This is a genomic window from Bacteroides faecis MAJ27 (assembly GCF_900106755.1).
Taxonomy (GTDB): Bacteria; Bacteroidota; Bacteroidia; order Bacteroidales; family Bacteroidaceae; genus Bacteroides; species Bacteroides faecis.
This window is the reverse complement of the sequence record NZ_FNNN01000002.1, coordinates 268,457-285,643: the sequence shown is the minus strand read 5'-3', so window position 1 is coordinate 285,643 and position 17,187 is coordinate 268,457. Positions and strand designations below refer to the sequence as shown.

Annotated in this window: 14 protein-coding genes and 1 riboswitch; of the genes, 5 read left to right on the top strand and 9 right to left on the bottom strand. The window is 47.1% G+C overall.

Annotated features, from left to right (window positions below; all coding sequences use genetic code 11):
- Positions 1 to 14 precede the first annotated feature (14 nt).
- Complete coding sequence (locus tag BLW31_RS03130; RefSeq protein WP_010539175.1) at positions 15 to 449, top strand: hypothetical protein; 435 nt, start codon at positions 15 to 17, stop codon at positions 447 to 449.
- Between the two features lie 710 nt (positions 450 to 1,159).
- Here the strand turns inward: BLW31_RS03130 and BLW31_RS03120 are convergent.
- Positions 1,160 to 1,564, bottom strand: a complete 405-nt coding sequence (locus BLW31_RS03120) for a hypothetical protein (RefSeq protein WP_010539177.1) — start codon at positions 1,562 to 1,564, stop codon at positions 1,160 to 1,162.
- Between the two features lie 241 nt (positions 1,565 to 1,805).
- Positions 1,806 to 1,992, top strand: a riboswitch (cobalamin riboswitch).
- 28 nt (positions 1,993 to 2,020) lie between these two features.
- Here BLW31_RS03120 and BLW31_RS03115 point away from each other — a divergent pair.
- From BLW31_RS03115 to BLW31_RS03105, 3 genes are all read left to right on the top strand, one after another.
- Positions 2,021 to 4,420, top strand: a complete 2,400-nt coding sequence (locus BLW31_RS03115; protein WP_010539178.1) for an anaerobic ribonucleoside triphosphate reductase — start codon at positions 2,021 to 2,023, stop codon at positions 4,418 to 4,420.
- A gap of 211 nt (positions 4,421 to 4,631) precedes the next feature.
- On the top strand, positions 4,632 to 5,099 hold the full coding sequence (gene nrdG, locus BLW31_RS03110; RefSeq protein ID WP_010539179.1) for an anaerobic ribonucleoside-triphosphate reductase activating protein: 468 nt from the start codon (positions 4,632 to 4,634) through the stop codon (positions 5,097 to 5,099).
- A gap of 125 nt (positions 5,100 to 5,224) precedes the next feature.
- On the top strand, positions 5,225 to 6,637 hold the full coding sequence (locus BLW31_RS03105) for an MFS transporter (protein WP_022301360.1): 1,413 nt from the start codon (positions 5,225 to 5,227) through the stop codon (positions 6,635 to 6,637).
- Positions 6,638 to 6,746: 109 nt separating this feature from the next.
- On the opposite strand, the gene BLW31_RS03100 is transcribed toward BLW31_RS03105, so the two are convergent.
- The 3 genes from BLW31_RS03100 to BLW31_RS03090 form a co-directional block, all read right to left on the bottom strand.
- Entirely contained in the window at positions 6,747 to 7,835 is a 1,089-nt protein-coding gene (locus BLW31_RS03100; protein WP_010539181.1) for a 2-aminoethylphosphonate--pyruvate transaminase, read from the bottom strand.
- A gap of 39 nt (positions 7,836 to 7,874) precedes the next feature.
- The gene (gene phnX / locus BLW31_RS03095) at positions 7,875 to 8,660 is read right to left on the bottom strand and encodes a phosphonoacetaldehyde hydrolase (RefSeq protein ID WP_010539182.1); all 786 of its coding nucleotides are present in this window, start codon (positions 8,658 to 8,660) and stop codon (positions 7,875 to 7,877) included.
- A gap of 92 nt (positions 8,661 to 8,752) precedes the next feature.
- A complete protein-coding gene (locus BLW31_RS03090) occupies positions 8,753 to 10,117 on the bottom strand; it encodes a DUF5690 family protein (protein WP_010539183.1) in 1,365 nt (454 codons plus the stop codon).
- A 188-nt stretch (positions 10,118 to 10,305) separates the two neighbouring features.
- Here BLW31_RS03090 and BLW31_RS03085 point away from each other — a divergent pair, with 188 nt between their 5' ends.
- Entirely contained in the window at positions 10,306 to 11,187 is an 882-nt protein-coding gene (locus BLW31_RS03085; RefSeq protein ID WP_029425689.1) for a hypothetical protein, read from the top strand.
- A 358-nt stretch (positions 11,188 to 11,545) separates the two neighbouring features.
- On the opposite strand, the gene rseP is transcribed toward BLW31_RS03085, so the two are convergent.
- The 5 genes from rseP to murA all read right to left on the bottom strand — a co-directional run bounded on the left by rseP (position 11,546) and on the right by murA (position 17,096).
- Entirely contained in the window at positions 11,546 to 12,901 is a 1,356-nt protein-coding gene (gene rseP / locus BLW31_RS03080) for an RIP metalloprotease RseP (protein ID WP_010539185.1), read from the bottom strand.
- 90 nt (positions 12,902 to 12,991) lie between these two features.
- Complete coding sequence (locus BLW31_RS03075) at positions 12,992 to 14,161, bottom strand: 1-deoxy-D-xylulose-5-phosphate reductoisomerase (RefSeq protein WP_010539186.1); 1,170 nt, start codon at positions 14,159 to 14,161, stop codon at positions 12,992 to 12,994.
- A gap of 60 nt (positions 14,162 to 14,221) precedes the next feature.
- Positions 14,222 to 15,082 (bottom strand): M23 family metallopeptidase, encoded by an 861-nt coding sequence (locus BLW31_RS03070; protein ID WP_162097096.1) that lies wholly within the window; start codon positions 15,080 to 15,082, stop codon positions 14,222 to 14,224.
- A gap of 173 nt (positions 15,083 to 15,255) precedes the next feature.
- Positions 15,256 to 15,795, bottom strand: coding sequence for a ribosome maturation factor RimM (gene rimM / locus BLW31_RS03065; protein ID WP_010539188.1), 540 nt, complete (start codon positions 15,793 to 15,795; stop codon positions 15,256 to 15,258).
- Positions 15,792 to 17,096, bottom strand: a complete 1,305-nt coding sequence (murA, locus tag BLW31_RS03060) for a UDP-N-acetylglucosamine 1-carboxyvinyltransferase (RefSeq protein WP_010539189.1) — start codon at positions 17,094 to 17,096, stop codon at positions 15,792 to 15,794. Before murA ends, rimM begins: the two co-directional genes overlap by 4 nt.
- Between the last annotated feature and the right edge of the window lie 91 nt (positions 17,097 to 17,187).

Below are 17,187 nucleotides of genomic sequence, written 5' to 3'. Positions count from 1 at the left end.
ACATTAAACAATATATGGGAAATATTTTTATAGAAATATTCAAGAAGATAACCATACTCAACAGCATTTTAATGATTATCTATTGTTTTTTTCATCCTGACTTAGGAGAATTTGAGTTTATGTTTATTATCATGATATTATTATTAATTTCATGGATAATATGGTTGATAGGTAAGATATTAAATTACTTTGAGAGGAATAAACATCCAAAGGGAAAGGAAGTAGAAACTAATGATATTATTCAAACAGCTTGTTTCAAGTTTCATCAAAACATTGATATGTTATATTATTACTGTGCAGCAGCATATATTATTTTCTTCGCTCGAAAATCCATATATATTGATTATTTAATGCTACTTTTACTAGGATTATTTCTTGGAAATCGAATAGCAATAAAAGCCAACTTATATATTTTAAATCGAGTTAGTAAAAAGAAAATAAATAAATAACTCTTATGCACTAGGATTTACCAGTCTCCTACCTTGATATGGGCAATTAGAACATAATTAACCCATATCAAGGTATATAAAATCACAAAAGAATGATGGAAATAATTTGTTTTAACGATTAATTTATAGTTATATGAGACATCTTTTTATAGCAATATATGAGAAACTTACTTCATGGTTTTGCGTCATAATAATTCCTTGCTTCATGTTTTCCTCTTTTTTTTATAAATATTACTACCTAAAGCATACTATTGTAATAGTAGTCATGCTTTGGGGAGCAATTATTGCAATAGGTGGAATGATGAGTTATCTGTTTCCATATATAAAGACACCTAAACAGCCTCTGAAAGAAAAAGGAATGATCCGGACATTATATTTGAACTCCGAAATAATAATACCGCAAATTTATTGCTGGTATTTTGTAATATATATAACCTTCAGTTTAGAGTTTAAGTCTATATTATACAATTATCTGATGTTACTTTTAACAGGATTATTCCTTGGATATAAAACAACAATGAAAGTAAACAAATATACATTAGAAGAAGCCTATCGGAAAAAGCAGGAACATAAAAAACAGAAAAGGAATAAATAGAAGATAAACAAAGAAGAGCAGACTCAACAAACGCAAGGGACTCACAATACATACGCATTTGCCGGTCTACTCTTCCTGTTACCTCCCGGACGTTCTCAATGAAACATCCGGAAGACTAGAACTCCCTTTTCAGATTCCGGAGCAGTTCTTCCTTCTTCGCTTTATATTTCTTGGAAAGAGGATTGTACGAATAAAGGTTAGTATGTTTCAAACGTATCTCGTCTGTCTGCTCCTTCCGGCGTTCTTCCCGCTCTTCCACATCATCCGGATCTTCGGACTTACGTCTTGCACCTCTCCTGCTAAACAACTGAAACTTGGATGTACCCCGAAGCTGACGAATCAGCATCTTGATAATCCGGACAATAATCTCTTGTTCCTGTTCGGAATAAGGCCTATTTACTGTCTCAGTATAAGAGAGATAATAAACTTTCAGTTCTTCTTCCAACTCTTGCAAAAAATGCATCCGCTCAACTCTGGAAAACTTCTTTCCACCAGTATGCAAATCTTTTAAAATCTTCATTTCGTCTATCTTTTTTAAGTCCGATAAAAGCGTGAGTCCTCTAATAAGTACAATTATGAGCCATGTGATACTTATACGAGAGTCCGATTATTTCAATATAGCAGAGAAGAAAAACTAATATCTTTAGCAAGAATCATTCCTTAAAAGTTATCCAAAACGGAAAACTTTCTGTATCAGCAAGAAAGAAAAGTTTCCCAAAAATTTAATGTTAAAAGCTACCCAAGCTATTGGATAATCTTCTATCTTTGTATCCGGTTTCGGAACTAAAAAGAGGTTTAGTCAATGAGGGAACGCTGTGCAAATCGGCGACAGTACCCGCTGCTGTAATTCTCGATGAATCCGCACACGATGCCACTGCATCAGCTAATGTGGGAAGGCGCTGCGAGGGAGAGATAAGTCAGAAGACCTGCCGGAATCAAATAAACATATTATTAATCACTTTCGGGAGTTAAAGTTATGAACTACGCGGAAATTTGTATCATCAAACGTGATGGTAAAAGAGAAGATTTCTCTATCAGTAAGATCAAGAATGCAATCAGCAAAGCATTCAGTGCAACAGGTATTCAGGACGAACAGCAATTGATTGCTGACGTCACGATGAGTGTGATCAGTCAGTTCAGCAACCCCACAATCACCGTGGAGGAAATTCAGGACTTAGTAGAAAAGGCATTGATGAAGGTTCGCCCCGAAGTGGCGAAGAAATACATCATCTACCGCGAATGGAGAAACACGGAAAGAGACAAGAAAACCCAGATGAAGCATGTGATGGACGGCATCGTCGCTATCGACAAGAACGATGTGAACCTGAGCAACGCCAATATGAGCAGCCACACGCCCGCCGGACAAATGATGACATTCGCCTCGGAAGTTACCAAAGATTATACCTATAAGTATCTGTTGCCGAAGCGTTTTGCCGAAGCACACCAGTTAGGCGACATCCATATCCATGACCTTGATTATTATCCAACAAAGACGACGACCTGCATCCAGTACGACATGGACGACCTCTTTGAACGCGGCTTCCGCACCAAAAACGGCAGTATCCGCACACCGCAGAGCATCCAAAGCTACGCTACGCTTGCAACAATCATCTTCCAGACCAACCAGAACGAGCAGCACGGCGGACAGGCAATCCCCGCCTTCGACTTCTTCATGGCAAAAGGAGTAGCTAAATCATTCCGCAAACATCTGGCTTCGTTCATCAACTTCTATGTGGCAATGGAGAACGGAACTCAGGCGGACGAAAAAGCGATCCGTACCTTGATAAAAGAACATCTGTCGTCTATCAAGTCAACAGAAGCAGAACGCGAAGCACTGCGCATCGCCTTGATAGCCCTGCAAATCATTATAGATAAGGAACACCTGACACGCATCGCAGAAAAGGCTTATCAGCAAACAAGAAAAGATACGCATCAGGCCATGGAAGGCTTTATCCACAACCTGAACACCATGCACTCACGCGGCGGCAACCAGGTAGTGTTCAGCTCCATCAACTACGGAACGGATACTTCTGCCGAAGGACGCCTCGTGATCGAAGAGCTGCTGAAAGCTACCATCGAAGGACTCGGAACACGTGGCGAAGTGCCCGTATTCCCCATTCAGATATTCAAGGTGAAGGATGGAGTTTCCTACTCGGAAAAGGACTTCGAGAAAGCGATGAAAATGGAAAAGATCGAAGACGCCATGAAGTCCACTTACGAGGCTCCGAACTTCGACCTGCTGCTACAGGCCTGCCAGACAACGGCAAAAGCTCTTTTCCCGAATTTCATGTTCCTCGACACTCCTTTCAACAAAAACGAGAAATGGAAAGCCAATGACCCGAAACGTTACATCTACGAACTGGCAACCATGGGATGCCGTACCCGCGTATTTGAAAATGTGGCAGGAGAAAAGTCTTCTTTGGGCCGCGGAAACCTTTCATTCACTACGCTGAATATGCCGCGTCTTGCCATCGAAGCCCGCATCAAAGCGGAAAATCTGATAGAGGACGAACGCAACAAGGATGCTATCGAGCAGAAAGCGAAAGAGATCTTCATGGAATCTGTGCACAATATGGCCACTCTTGTAGCCGACCAGCTTTACGAACGGTATCAGTATCAGCGTACTGCTCTGGCCCGCCAGTTCCCGTTCATGATGGGCAATGACGTATGGAAAGGCGGAGCCGCACTGAATCCGAACGAACAGGTAGGCGACGTACTGCGCAGCGGTACGCTGGGAATCGGTTTTATCGGTGGACACAATGCGATGGTCGCCCTCTACGGCGAAGGTCACGGACACAGCCAGAAGGCTTGGGACACGCTGTACGAAGCTGTAACGGAAATGAACAAAGTAGTGGCCGAATATAAAGCGAAATACAACCTGAATTATTCTGTGCTAGCCACCCCTGCTGAAGGACTTTCCGGACGTTTCACCAAAATGGACCGCAGAAAATACGGTAAAATTCCGGGAGTTACGGACCGTGATTACTACGTTAACTCATTCCACGTTGACGTGAAGGAACCAATTAGCATCGTGGAGAAAATCAGACGTGAAGCCCCGTTCCACGCTATCACCGGCGGCGGCCACATCACTTATGTGGAACTGGACGGAGAAGCCCAGAAGAATGTACGCGCCATCGCCAAAATTGTAAAGGTGATGCACGATGAGAACATAGGCTACGGCTCCATCAACCACCCGGTAGATACCTGCCACAACTGCGGATACAAAGGGGTTATCTTCGACAAGTGTCCGGTATGCCAAAGCGAAAATATTTTGCGTATGCGCCGCATCACCGGTTATCTGACAGGAGACCTCAGCTCCTGGAACTCTGCCAAACGGGCGGAAGAGAAGGACCGCGTAAAACACGGAGGAAACTAATGAGGAGAATTAAATAAGGAACAAAAAAACGGAGAAATGAAGAATGAAGAATTACTTTGCAGGGTAATGGTATTAAACTGTTTATCAAGGGGTATTCTTCATTCTTAATTTCTTAATTAATTTGTTCTCTTCATTCTTCGTTCCTAATTCTTCATTTCTTTGTGCGCTTCATTCTTAATTTTTCATTTTTAATTCTTCATTTTTTGAGGCTATGAATTTATTAGGGACTTATCCCGAAACAATCGTTGACGGTGAAGGCATTCGGTATTCTATTTACCTTGCCGGATGTTCCCATCACTGTTCCGGCTGCCACAACCCGGAAAGTTGGAATCCGGAGGCCGGGAAACCGCTGACGGAGGAACGGATTCAATCGATCATCCGGGAAATCAAAGCTAACCCGCTGCTGGACGGGGTGACTTTCTCCGGGGGAGATCCTTTTTATCATCCGGAAGCGTTCCTGCTTTTCGTCAAACGGGTGAAGGAGGAAACGGGAATGAATATCTGGTGCTATACGGGATATACCTATGAAGAGATCCAAGCCAATCCACGTTTGAATGCCAGTCTGCCATATATAGATGTACTGGTGGACGGGCGTTTCGAACAGGCGCTCTTCTCCCCTTATCTGGAGTTTCGGGGAAGCAGCAATCAGCGGATACTGAAACTGAACAAAGCCAGATAATTGAACAGCTACAACCGGACCTTCCGCGCTAAAAAAACTTATATTTCAAAGAAACTTGAAACACGTAGTTCGTTGTTTTGTTTACATTTACAGACAAAATCAAGTTCTACAAGAATAAGTTTTTTATGATACAAACAAATAATACCACTCCTATAGATGAAACCGATGGACTGCCAATGCCGAGACGTATCTGGGCAGTGGTCTCCATCGGCTTCGCTCTTTGTATGTCGGTGCTCGATGTCAATATTATTAATATTGTACTCCCCACGCTTTCGCACGATTTCGGGACCTCACCTGCCGTAACTACTTGGATTATCAATGGTTATCAGTTGGCCATCGTTGTTTCTTTGCTGTCTTTTTCTTCTTTGGGAGAGATTATCGGTTATCGGAAAGTGTTTCTGTCAGGCATCGGTCTGTTTTGTATCACTTCACTGATTTGTGCCTTGTCCGATTCATTCTGGACGCTGACAATCGCACGTATCTTCCAGGGATTCAGCGCATCGGCTATCACAAGTGTGAATACGGCGCAGCTACGTTACGTCTACCCCAAAAGCCAGATCGGACGGGGAATGGGAATCAATGCGATGGTAGTGGCGATCTCAGCGGCAGCAGGTCCGTCGGTGGCAAGCGGTATTCTTTCGATAGCCAGCTGGCACTGGCTGTTCGCCATTAACGTACCGCTGGGAATTACAGCATTACTGCTGGGCATCAAGCATTTGCCGAGACAGGAAGAGCGCACGAAGCGGAAGTTTGACTTCGTAAGTGCCATAGCCAATGCCATCACTTTCGGATTACTGATTTATACACTGGACGGATTCGCGCATCACGAAGAGATGGATTTTCTTGTCTTGCAGCTGATTATATTGGCCATCGTCGGAACGTTTTACGTACGGCGGCAGCTCACTCAAACCACTCCGTTACTGCCGCTGGACCTGTTGCGGATACCGATTTTCCGGTTGTCCATTCTGACATCCATCTGTTCGTTTATCGCTCAGATGGCAGCGATGGTGTCTCTTCCGTTCTTCCTTCAGAATACGCTGGGACATAGCGAAGTCATGACGGGATTGCTGCTGACTCCGTGGCCGCTGGCAACTCTTGTGACGGCTCCGCTGGCAGGTTATCTGGTAGAGCGCATCCATCCGGGGATATTGGGAAGCATCGGCATGGTATTATTTGCCGTCGGACTCTTCTCGCTCTCGGGGCTTACCGCCGAGTCGTCCGATATCAGTATTATTCTTCGTCTGATGCTTTGCGGAGCGGGCTTCGGACTGTTTCAGACTCCCAATAACAGCACGATCATCTCTTCCGCTCCGACACAGCGCTCGGGCGGTGCCAGCGGAATGCTGGGGATGGCACGATTGCTGGGGCAAACGTTCGGTACTACATTGGTAGCATTGCTTTTCAGTTTTGTCGTGCACGACCGGAGTACGGCTGTCTGCCTGATGGTTGGAAGCGGGTTTGCCGCTGTGGCGGCTGTTGTCAGTAGCCTGCGGCTGTCGCAACCATCTACGCTGAAGAGGGAAACGAATCGGCCATGACAAAAAAGATGTCATCCGTAGCGCAGCAAAGAATCTCCTCTCCCATACACACAGAGAGCAGACTCTTCACTACGTACTGAATGACAACTAATCTCTTATCGGATACGGATTAATATTCCGTATCACGAATCACTTCTACCAAGCGGCGGAAATCCTCCGGATGTACGTCGCCGATATTACCGATACGGAACGTATCTGCCTTCGATATCTTTCCCGGATAGATGACAAAGCCCTTGCTCTTCAATGCCAGATAGAATGCCTTGAAGTCAAAACCGTCGTGCGGATAGAGGAAAGAGGTAATAATGGGCGATTGCAGGCTGTCGTCAAGCAGCGTGACAAAGCCGAGAGAGCACATGCCTTCCACCAGAATACGGTGATTCTCGCAGTAACGCCGGTAACGGGCCTCTACCCCACCCTCTTCGATCAGCTCCGTCAGAGCCTGCTTGAAAGCACGAACGACGTGGGTCGGCGAGGTAAAGCGCCATTTGCCGTGTCCTTTCTCCATCGCCTCCCATTGGTCGTAGATATCCAGAGAAAGCGAGCGGGCAACACCTTTACAACGCATCAGTTCCGAACGACGGGCGATGATGAATCCGAAACCCGGCACACCCTGAATGCATTTATTGGAGCTGCTGATCAGAAAATCAATACCTAATTCGTTTACATCCAACGGGATACCGCCAAAGCTGCTCATACAGTCGACTATGAGTTTCTTGCCGTGCATCTTGACGATGTGTGACAGTTCTTTGATCGGATTCAGAATGCCGGTAGTCGTTTCACAATGTACGAAGGCAACGTGAGTCACATCTGAATTATTGCTCAGGTAATCGTCGACATACTCCACAGATACCTGCTCCGTCTCTTCAAAAGCCAACATGTCGTAGTCGAGATGATAGTACTCCGCAATGTTTCCCATGCGGTCGCCGTAAGCTCCGTTGCTGCAAATCAGCAGTTTATCTTTGGGAGTGATGGTTGCGCCCAGCACAGCTTCCACGCAGTAGGTACCGCTGCCTTGCAGAAGAACCGAGGTATAGTCTTCCGTCTTTTGAGTGGCGAGGGATACGAGTTCTTTGCGCAGTTCCTCCACAATGCCGAGATTGTAGTCTTCATCCCATGTACACCAGTCGGTCATCATAGCTTCTTTAACGGTGGTTGAGGTAGTAAGAGGTCCGGGAGTCAGTAATAAATATGGTTTCATAATGTGATGTTCTTTTTAAAATGAATAATGTTCTTTTCCTTATCTTCCGGCATTGATCTTGTCGATCAAAGCGGGCAGTTCCTCTATCGTGCGAATGACGTAAGAAGCACCTGCGGCAAGCATGCGCTCTTTCACTTCCGCTATGCGGGCCTCCAGTTCGCCGGCAGGCATCGACCGGGTTTCTTCTTCGGTAAGTGCCATCTCGTTACTGCCGAGAATCACGCCTACGCTCCACACTTTCGCGTTCACCCCTTCTTTGATATCGGCAATCGTATCTCCTACTTTCACTACGGCATCCAGACTGGGGACAGCCAGCTTCGTCAGATTCTCAAAAATCATGTAAGGAGCCGGACGACCGGAAGGAAGGAGGTTCGGAGTAGCGCAATAATCCACGCGATACCCTTTTGCCTGTGCAGCCGGAAGAACGACATCCATCATTTCACGGGTGTATCCGGTAGTGGAGCCGATTTTAAGACCTTCGGCACGCAGCTTTTCCAATGTCGGAATAACGCCCGGGATAGGGTCGGTATAGTTTTCGAGCGAGGCAAACAGGTGCTTTTCGAAAAGACGGTTCAGTTCCACCACGTCTTCTTCGGTCCATGCACGCTGATAGCGGGCCACAAATTGTCCGTTCACTTCGGGCATTGAAAGCAGCTCGCGGATATGCTGAATTTTCGGCAATCCCATAGGCTTACGGGTCTGTACGACGTCAATCACCAGCCCTTTTTCCGCAAAGGCTTCCATAAAGGCGGCAACAGGAGCAAAACATCCGTAATCGACAGCCGTACCCGCCCAATCCATAATAATACATTCAATTTTTTTCATTCTTGCTTTATATAATTTATTGATTCAATTTTCTTTCTGTTCTACTCGTCTCCTTCTTCGGGCCGGTAAATGCAGGTCCGGCAAGAGACTTTTCACTGTGCCCTGAGCGGCTGTATGGCAGGTTCGGCAACGGGAATCAAGCCCGGAGCCAGTTCTTTATCCATCACCTCTCCACGTTTTTCTTTCCGATAGCGTTGTATCAGATACAGCAGAGAAAGCGTAAATGCCGTACAGCAGACAACGCCGACCGTGCCCGCCATCGTATTATAAAACTCCAGCCAGTTTAAATCCGGGTTAAAGCATTCTTTGAAAAGTAATACCAACACCGTGCCTGTATATCCGATAGAATCGATCATGGCTATAAAGAAGCCTACATTTCCCCTGATACGGAAACAGGCAATAAACCGGTCGAAGAAGATCGTCTGAAAACTCAGATACGAGAAATAAAGGCAGAGACTCTGAATAAACAGCCACACCAGCGGAGAAAGCTGCAATGCATCATAATTGAACGCGACGAAGCTAAGAGTAAACGCCCCGGCAATGACCAGCGCCAACAGGATGGACAATACTTTCATATGACTCTTTATCAGTGCCAGCGAAGCAAAGACCGCCAGAATAATCAGCGTGACCACTCCGTCCACCTTGGCAAATATCCATGAGGAGAAACCTGCGGCATTCACATCGACAATCTTCACCAGAAAATCTTCCTTTACATCCTGAAGCACTGTCAGGAAAAGATTGGCAAAGAAAAGCATCGTCAGCACGGGGGCAAAGCTGCGAAAGAGGTTCCAGCGCTGTTGTTTGTCGAGCGTCACACGTTCCACGCGCAAAGCCTTGTCTTCGGCTGTCGGTCGGGGGAGCCGGTCGAGGAGATAGCCCAACGCGGCCAGCAGGGGCAATGCGACCGCACCAATCAACGCAGGCATCCAGAACTCACTCACGTTCAGCGTATTTACTACAAAGAGTCCGATTGACTTCGCCGTTCCGCTGCTCACTGCAATGCTCAGTCCGAAAAGGGAGGCGAGCAAGTCGGTCACCCGTCTTCCTTCGAGGAAACTGAAGATGACTCCCCACATGCATCCCAAAGACAGACCGTTGAAGAACAATGCCAGTACATTGAACGGACGGGGCAGGCATCCGAAAAGAACCAAAGAGAGCTCGGCAACCAAAATGGAGACAAGAATGAATTTCAGGCGGCCTTCTCTCTTCAGTTCTGAAATAAGTTTGATCCCGATAAACTTGGACACCATATATCCGAATATCTGGATGATGCTGGTCGCTATCTTATAGTCCATACCAAACAGTTCCATGCCGTCGAATGTGGCGGCAGTGAACGGCTTGCGGAGCGCATAGACCAATGAATAAGACAGCAGTGCCGCTCCTCCCGCATAGAGAATGAAAAGTAGATCGGAAAGTTTCTTTTGAGTCGAAGGCGACAGTTTTTCTTTGAAATTCATGATTCGTTATTTTTTGTTTCCGGTGCAAAAGTAGGACGTCCCGACGAGTGAAAAAATGAATTTCAATGAATCATATCGTATATATTCGCTTTCCGGCAGGGTGTAATATTAATGTAATATTCATGCAACATATTCATAATACATTAGTCATTCCTTTGCAACGAAATCAATTTTACAATCCACAAATCATGAACGAACTGACAGAAATATACAAGCGAATCGAATACTTGCGCAACAACGGAGTGAAGATGAAAGAAATAGCGGACCGGGTGGACATGGCGCCCAGCGTATTGTCTGCTTTGTACTCCAGCGTACTTCCCGCCTACATCGACCTGCTGAAAACCCGCACACCGGACGACGCACTGGACGAAGCGCTGGCACTGGTCAACAATGTCTCCAAAAAACGCTTATTAAATAATGTAGGCGCGATGAAACTGCTGCTGCTCGAAATGGAACCCGAACAGCAAAGCGAAGCGGAAAGCGGTAACCCGCTGGTAAAACTGCTGGGAAAGGAAATGAAGGACTCGGTACAGGATGTTTTCAACTACAGCGGACTGTATCTCAGTTACAGCCTCTCTTCTTCTACCGACAGCCTGAAAATAGAACCATATCTGATCAGCGCTTCCGAAAACAGCGAATATGTAAAGGTAGGAATGATAAATGCCTATAAATCGGTGCATTGGGGAGGCGGAATCATCAGCAACCATCAGAACTCTTATCTGATGTTCAACGAAAGGGATTTGCCGCAATTCGCCCTCGTCACCATTTACCTGCAACTTCCACATTATGAATATCCCGCGATGCTGAAAGGGCTGTATCTCTGTCTGGATTACAATCACAACCCGATAGCCCGGCGAATTGTGTTGGTGAAGCAGTCGGACAGTACGGATGTCAATGAGTTCCTGACGATGGAAGGCAGGCTGGTGCCGAAAGCGGAGTTGACACCGGAACTGGAAGTGTACTACAACTACACCTGTCAGGAAGGAGATTATATTAAAACCTGCACAGTGCCCTCCCCAAAACTGGATGCTACGGACTTGGAACGGGAAAAGAAAATGTTAATGATTTAACCTTTCTCTCCGCGCATACAGGATGTCAATTGGAGAAACGGCGCTTTCTCACCAGCAGGCTAAGGCACTTATCGCATATAGAAACGGCGCTTTAACGTTGTGTTAAAGCGCCGTTTCTATATAGGATAAATAGCACACTCTATTTTACTGTTTTTCAACAATATACATCACTTCACCGTTACTACTTCCCTGCTATCGGCAAGCGGTCCGGTTTGGGTGGAGTTGCTGTTTCGGCAACTTCGAAAAGCCGGGTTTTCGGACTGATCCCTTCTAAAGCCCGCCGGCATCTCCGCCAACGTCAGCCTCATCCTGCCGGTTGTCCCGGACGACACAGATCTCCTCCGCTTGCCTTCCCGCTTTAGAAGAAGAACCTCAATATGTCATTGAAGTTTGCCCAGATCAGCAAGCCGAACAAAAGAACCATACCGGTCATTTGAGCGTACTCCATAAACTTGTCGCTCGGTTTACGACGGGCAATCATCTCATAGAAGAGGAAGAGCACGTGTCCGCCATCCAATGCAGGGATCGGAAGGATGTTCATGAAAGCAAGGATAATGGAGAGGAAGGCAGTCATGTACCAGAATTGATGCCAGTCCCACGTTGCGGGGAAGATGCTTCCGATAGTACCGAAACCGCCCAACTGCTTCGCTCCTTCTTTCGAGAAGAGGTATTTCATGTTGCCGACGTATCCTTTCAATGTCTTCACACCCAGAGAAACACCTGCGGGGAAGGATTCAAAAAATGCGTACTCCTTCTTCACCATAGGCAGCAGGCGATCTGTTGTCACACAAGCAGTGACACCCATCAGGTAAGCAGAGTCCACACGCAGGGAGGTCGTATCCGTCACGCCGCCACGTACATACGTCAGGGTGATCAGACGGGGGTCGATGCTGTCTTTCAGCAGGGTTTCCGCGTTTTTCTTGCGTTCCGCCATCGTCTGCTTGAAATCAGAGAAAGAAATGGGGGCTCCGTTCAATGCGATGATACTGTCACCCGGCTGAATGCCCGCCTGTGCAGCAGGAGAATTAACCATCACGCTGTCAATCACATACGGGAAACGGAAAGAAGCAAAACGAACGCTGTCCGCCATCAGTCGCTGCATCATATCTTCGGGAATGTAGACAGAAGCCTTTTTACCTTCACGAAGCACACTTACTTCACGGGCATCGGCAATCTGGCTCAACATATCGCCGTCATAGCGCACAAAAGGCACATTATCGGCAGACAAAAGGATGTCGCCATCCTGAAAACCGACTGCTTTCGCCGTCTCATTGAAGTCCATACCGAGAGGAGCTTCCTGTACCTTTATATATTGGTCGCCCCAAGCAAAAAGAATCATTGAGTAGATGAAAAGCGCCAGCAGGAAGTTGAACAGCACACCGCCCACCATGATCAAAAGGCGCTGCCAAGCCGGTTTGGAACGAAACTCCCACGGCTGTTCGGGCTGTTTCATCTGTTCGGTATCCATCGACTCGTCTATCATGCCGGCAATCTTGACGTAACCGCCCAGCGGCAGCCATCCTACGGCATATTCCGTATCACTTCTCTTGGGTTTGAACTTGAACAATGTAAACCAGGGGTCAAAGAACAAGCAGAATTTTTCTACACGCACCTTGAACAACCGGGCAAAAAGGAAATGCCCGCCTTCATGAATGATGACAAGCAGCGAAAGGCTCATGATCAGTTGCAGGGCACGAATCAAAAATGTTTCCATACAGTTTATTTACAATTTAAAGCCTCATCCAAACCCTCTGCTCATCAGAGGAAACCGAGGCACTTTCTAATTTATATTACTTATTTATATTCATGAAATCAACTCCGCAGCTATTCTCCGCGCTTCGGCATCAGTAGCTACATAGTCGTCGTAAGCAGGAGCCGCCACAAACGCGACACGTTCCATCGTCTTCTCAATCACATCGCTCATGCCTAGGAAGCTGATGCCGTCTTTGAGGAAAGAGGCTACCACCACTTCGTTGGCGGCATTGACGATGCAAGGCATATTTCCGCCCCGGTACATCGCTTCGTAAGCCAAGGCAAGGTTGCGGAAACGTTTCGTGTCGGGTTGCTCGAATGTCAGGTTCGTACATTTCGTGAAGTCGAGCCTGTCGAACGAAGAGCAGATGCGGTCGGGATACGAGAAAGCATACTGGATGGGCAAGCGCATATCCGGCATGCCCAGTTGTGCTTTGACGGCACCGTCCTCAAACTGCACCATCGAGTGAATGACCGACTGCGGATGTACCACCACCTCGATCTGGCTCGGCTGCACACCAAACAGCCATTTGGCTTCGATCACCTCGAAGCCTTTATTCATCATGGATGCGGAATCAATGGTTATCTTGGCTCCCATCTCCCAGTTGGGATGTTTCAAAGCCTGTGCCTTGGTCACAGTTTTCAGTTGCTCCAGCGTGCAGGTACGAAACGGGCCGCCCGAAGCTGTCAGTATCACCTTCTCTATCGGATTGCCAACTTCTCCCGCTAAACACTGGAAGACTGCCGAGTGTTCGGAATCCACCGGCAAAATAGGGGTGCGGTATTGCTGTGCCAGCTGGTTGATCAGTTCTCCCGCCACCACGAGCGTCTCCTTATTGGCAAGCGCAATGGCTTTCTTCGCACGGATGGCATTGATGGTCGGCTTCAGTCCGGCATAACCTACCATTGCCGTAAGAACCATGTCCACCGGTCCGGCTTCCACGATCTGACAGACCGCATCGATTCCGGCATATACTTTGATCGGAAGGTCGCTCAGTGCTTCTTTCAGTTCGGCATACTTTTCTTCATTGGCTATCACTACCACTTCCGGCTGGAACTTGCGTGCCTGTGCAATCAGCAGTTCGACCCGGTTGTTGGCTGTCAGGGCATAAGCCTCGTACAGGTCGGGATGTTCTTCGATGACCTGCAGCGCCTGCGTCCCGATAGAGCCCGTAGAGCCTAAAATAGCTATTTGTTTTTTCTTCTTATTTTCTGAATCCATTATTTATCTAATTCCTCTGTCACTTATAATCGTATATCCCACTTCACATGATTACTTTTTTTAGAACACGATGTACTTCTCCGGATTGACTGGATGCCCTTTGTACCACAGTTCGAAGTGGAGGTGCGGTCCTGTACTGAGCGTTCCGCTGTTGCCAACCAAGGCGATGGCCTCGCCTCCCTTCACGCGGTCGCCTTCTTTCTTGAGCAGCGAGCCACAGTGCTTGTAGATCGAAACGAAATCCTGATTGTGCTGCACGCCTATCAAATAACCGGTTTCGGCTGTGTATGTGCTCAGAAAGACGGTGCCGTCCATCGTAGCCAGCACGCTTTCATTGGGATTGGCTGCAATATCTGTTCCAAAGTGTTTTTTATCGGCATTGAAATGGTCGGAGACCATTCCACGAGTCGGACGATACAAAATCAATCCGTTGACATCTGGCTGCGAGACAATCGTAGTCAGATTATATTTTTCATTTTCTTCGTATTGACGGCGAAACTCTTCTTCCCGTCTGGTACGCTCCATCAAGGTGTCTTCGCGAGCGACAGTCAGCGAGTCCAGTGTCTGCACGCTGTCTATCGGCACTTTTCCGCTGAAGATGTCCTGTATGTTCATGATGTAAAGGTTCTGCCGGTCGAGCAGTTCCTGCAGGGAATCCACACGGAGGGCGTTGTCCACAATCTGACTGCGGACTTCACTGTTCATATAGCCGGGAAGGTAGTTGCGCAAAGGGGTGAAGGCAATGATACAGGCAGCAATCAGAAAAAGCACCGCCAGCACGGACAACAGTACCGAAAGACCGTTCAGCTTGGATACACGAAGCCCTACGATTTCTTCAAGTGTATTCTCATTGATGATAGTGAGTTTATACTTGAACTTGAAATTGTTCCAGAAAGCTTTACTCCGTTTTCTTGCCATTATTCTGTTTATTAATTACTAAGTTACTATATCCAATTAAGTATCTTTTAGGCACGGATTACACGGATTTCACGGTTTTAAGAAATTGCGCAGCTAAAACCGTGAAATCCGTGTAATCCGTGCCTAAAGTATATTTTATCAATAAATTGTGATCCCATAAACGCTTACCAATCTGTTCATTCTTCCTCCAAATCTTCCAAATTCAACAATCCTTCGGGAAGCTCGACTGTGATGAGCTTCTTTTCCTGATTTATTTCCACGATAAATTCTTCCTGTGCAGGGACGAGCAGTTCTTCTCCGTCCGCCTGTTCGACAACAAAAAGCGTATTCACCGTAGCAGTATCCACTTCCACGACTTCTCCCAGATCACCGTGGCGGATATCCTTCATCCGGAAACCGACAAAGAAGTTCCACGACAACTCGCCGTCTTCCGCTTCCTCGGCATGTTTCACCGGAAAGTAGACTTCGACATTGGTGAACATACGTGCACGTTCCGCCGTATCAATTCCTTCGAGCTTCACCAAAGCGGTGGAGTCGGAACGGAAACGGTACTCTTCGATGAAAAACGGTACAAAAATGCCGTCGAGCAGGCATATCAGGTAATCGCAGTCCACACGGTCGAAAATATCGTCCGTAAAAGTAAACTGCAACTCGCCGTGAATGCCGTGCGGCTTATTGAATAGTCCGATCTTATATACTTCTTCTTTTTTTATCATATACGAGTGATTCTGGCGCCGATGGCGTTAAGTCGTCCTTCTATATTCTGGTAACCACGATCTATCTGTTCGATGTTGCTGATGGTGCTGGTTCCTTCAGCGCTCATGGCAGCAATCAGAAGGGCGATACCGGCACGGATATCCGGCGAAGTCAGTCGGGCACCGCGCAGCTTGAAGCCGTGATTGTGTCCGATTACTACGGCACGGTGAGGGTCGCAAAGGATGATCTGCGCACCCATGTCGATCAGTTTGTCCACAAAGAACAGGCGGCTCTCAAACATCTTCTGATGGATCAGTACGCTTCCTTTGGCTTGGGTGGCTACCACGAGCATCACACTCAGCAAGTCGGGTGTCAGTCCCGGCCAGGGAGCGTCGGCAATGGTCATGATGGAGCCGTCGATAAATGATTCTATTTCGTATGTTTCCTGTGCGGGAACGTAGATGTCGTCTCCCCTCTGTTCGAGTTTGATGCCCAGACGGCGGAAACTTTCGGGAATGATGCCGAGGTTCTCGTAAGAAACATTTTTGATGGTTATTTCGCTTTTGGTCATGGCAGCCATACCGATGAAGCTTCCGACTTCAATCATGTCGGGCAATACGGTGTGTTGCGTACCGTGCAGTTCCTCCACCCCTTCAATGGTGAGCAGGTTGGAAGCGATGCCGCTGATTTTTGCTCCCATCCGGTTGAGCATGCGGCAGAGTTGCTGCAAGTAGGGTTCGCAAGCGGCATTGTAGATAGTGGTGGTCCCTTTTGCCAGCACGGCAGCCATCAGAATATTGGCGGTTCCTGTCACGGACGCTTCATCGAGCAGCATATAGTTACCTTGAAGCCTGCCGGCAGTAATCTCATAAATTCCCCGCGCCTCGTCGTAGCGGAAATCGGCTCCCAGGTTTTGAATCCCCACAAAGTGGGTATCAAGACGACGGCGACCGATTTTATCTCCACCCGGCTTCGAGATCAACGCTTTCCCGAAACGCGCCACCATCGGACCGATCAGCATCACCGACCCCCGAAGACTGGAACACTTTTTCAGGAACTCATCGCTCTCCAGATAGGCTAGATCGACATTCTCTGCCTTAAAACTATAAGTATCAATGCCTTCCTTTGCAACTGTTACCCCCATCTCCCGCATGAGCTGAATCAGGTTATTGACATCCAGAATGTCAGGTATATTGTTCACAGTCACTTCTTCAGCAGTCAGCAACGTGGCACAGATAATCTGCAAAACTTCGTTTTTGGCTCCCTGCGGATGAATGTCCCCGCCCAGCCGATGTCCTCCTTCAATTACAAATGAAGCCATTTTTTTTAAGTATTAAGTAATAGGTAATAGGTATTAGGTATTAAGTATTAGACCGCAAGTGCAAAACCTCATGCAGCGAACAACATCGCCG

What these genes read in the sequence shown, in the direction of transcription:
- BLW31_RS03130 (WP_010539175.1), top strand. Translation starts at nt 15, where the DNA reads ATGGGAAATATTTTTATAGAAATATTCAAGAAGATAACCATACTCAAC.
- BLW31_RS03120 (WP_010539177.1), bottom strand. Translation starts at nt 1,564, where the DNA reads ATGAAGATTTTAAAAGATTTGCATACTGGTGGAAAGAAGTTTTCCAGA.
- BLW31_RS03115 (WP_010539178.1), top strand. Translation starts at nt 2,021, where the DNA reads ATGAACTACGCGGAAATTTGTATCATCAAACGTGATGGTAAAAGAGAA.
- nrdG (WP_010539179.1), top strand. Translation starts at nt 4,632, where the DNA reads ATGAATTTATTAGGGACTTATCCCGAAACAATCGTTGACGGTGAAGGC.
- BLW31_RS03105 (WP_022301360.1), top strand. Translation starts at nt 5,225, where the DNA reads ATGATACAAACAAATAATACCACTCCTATAGATGAAACCGATGGACTG.
- BLW31_RS03100 (WP_010539181.1), bottom strand. Translation starts at nt 7,835, where the DNA reads ATGAAACCATATTTATTACTGACTCCCGGACCTCTTACTACCTCAACC.
- phnX (WP_010539182.1), bottom strand. Translation starts at nt 8,660, where the DNA reads ATGAAAAAAATTGAATGTATTATTATGGATTGGGCGGGTACGGCTGTC.
- BLW31_RS03090 (WP_010539183.1), bottom strand. Translation starts at nt 10,117, where the DNA reads ATGAATTTCAAAGAAAAACTGTCGCCTTCGACTCAAAAGAAACTTTCC.
- BLW31_RS03085 (WP_029425689.1), top strand. Translation starts at nt 10,306, where the DNA reads ATGAACGAACTGACAGAAATATACAAGCGAATCGAATACTTGCGCAAC.
- rseP (WP_010539185.1), bottom strand. Translation starts at nt 12,901, where the DNA reads ATGGAAACATTTTTGATTCGTGCCCTGCAACTGATCATGAGCCTTTCG.
- BLW31_RS03075 (WP_010539186.1), bottom strand. Translation starts at nt 14,161, where the DNA reads ATGGATTCAGAAAATAAGAAGAAAAAACAAATAGCTATTTTAGGCTCT.
- rimM (WP_010539188.1), bottom strand. Translation starts at nt 15,795, where the DNA reads ATGATAAAAAAAGAAGAAGTATATAAGATCGGACTATTCAATAAGCCG.
- murA (WP_010539189.1), bottom strand. Translation starts at nt 17,096, where the DNA reads ATGGCTTCATTTGTAATTGAAGGAGGACATCGGCTGGGCGGGGACATT.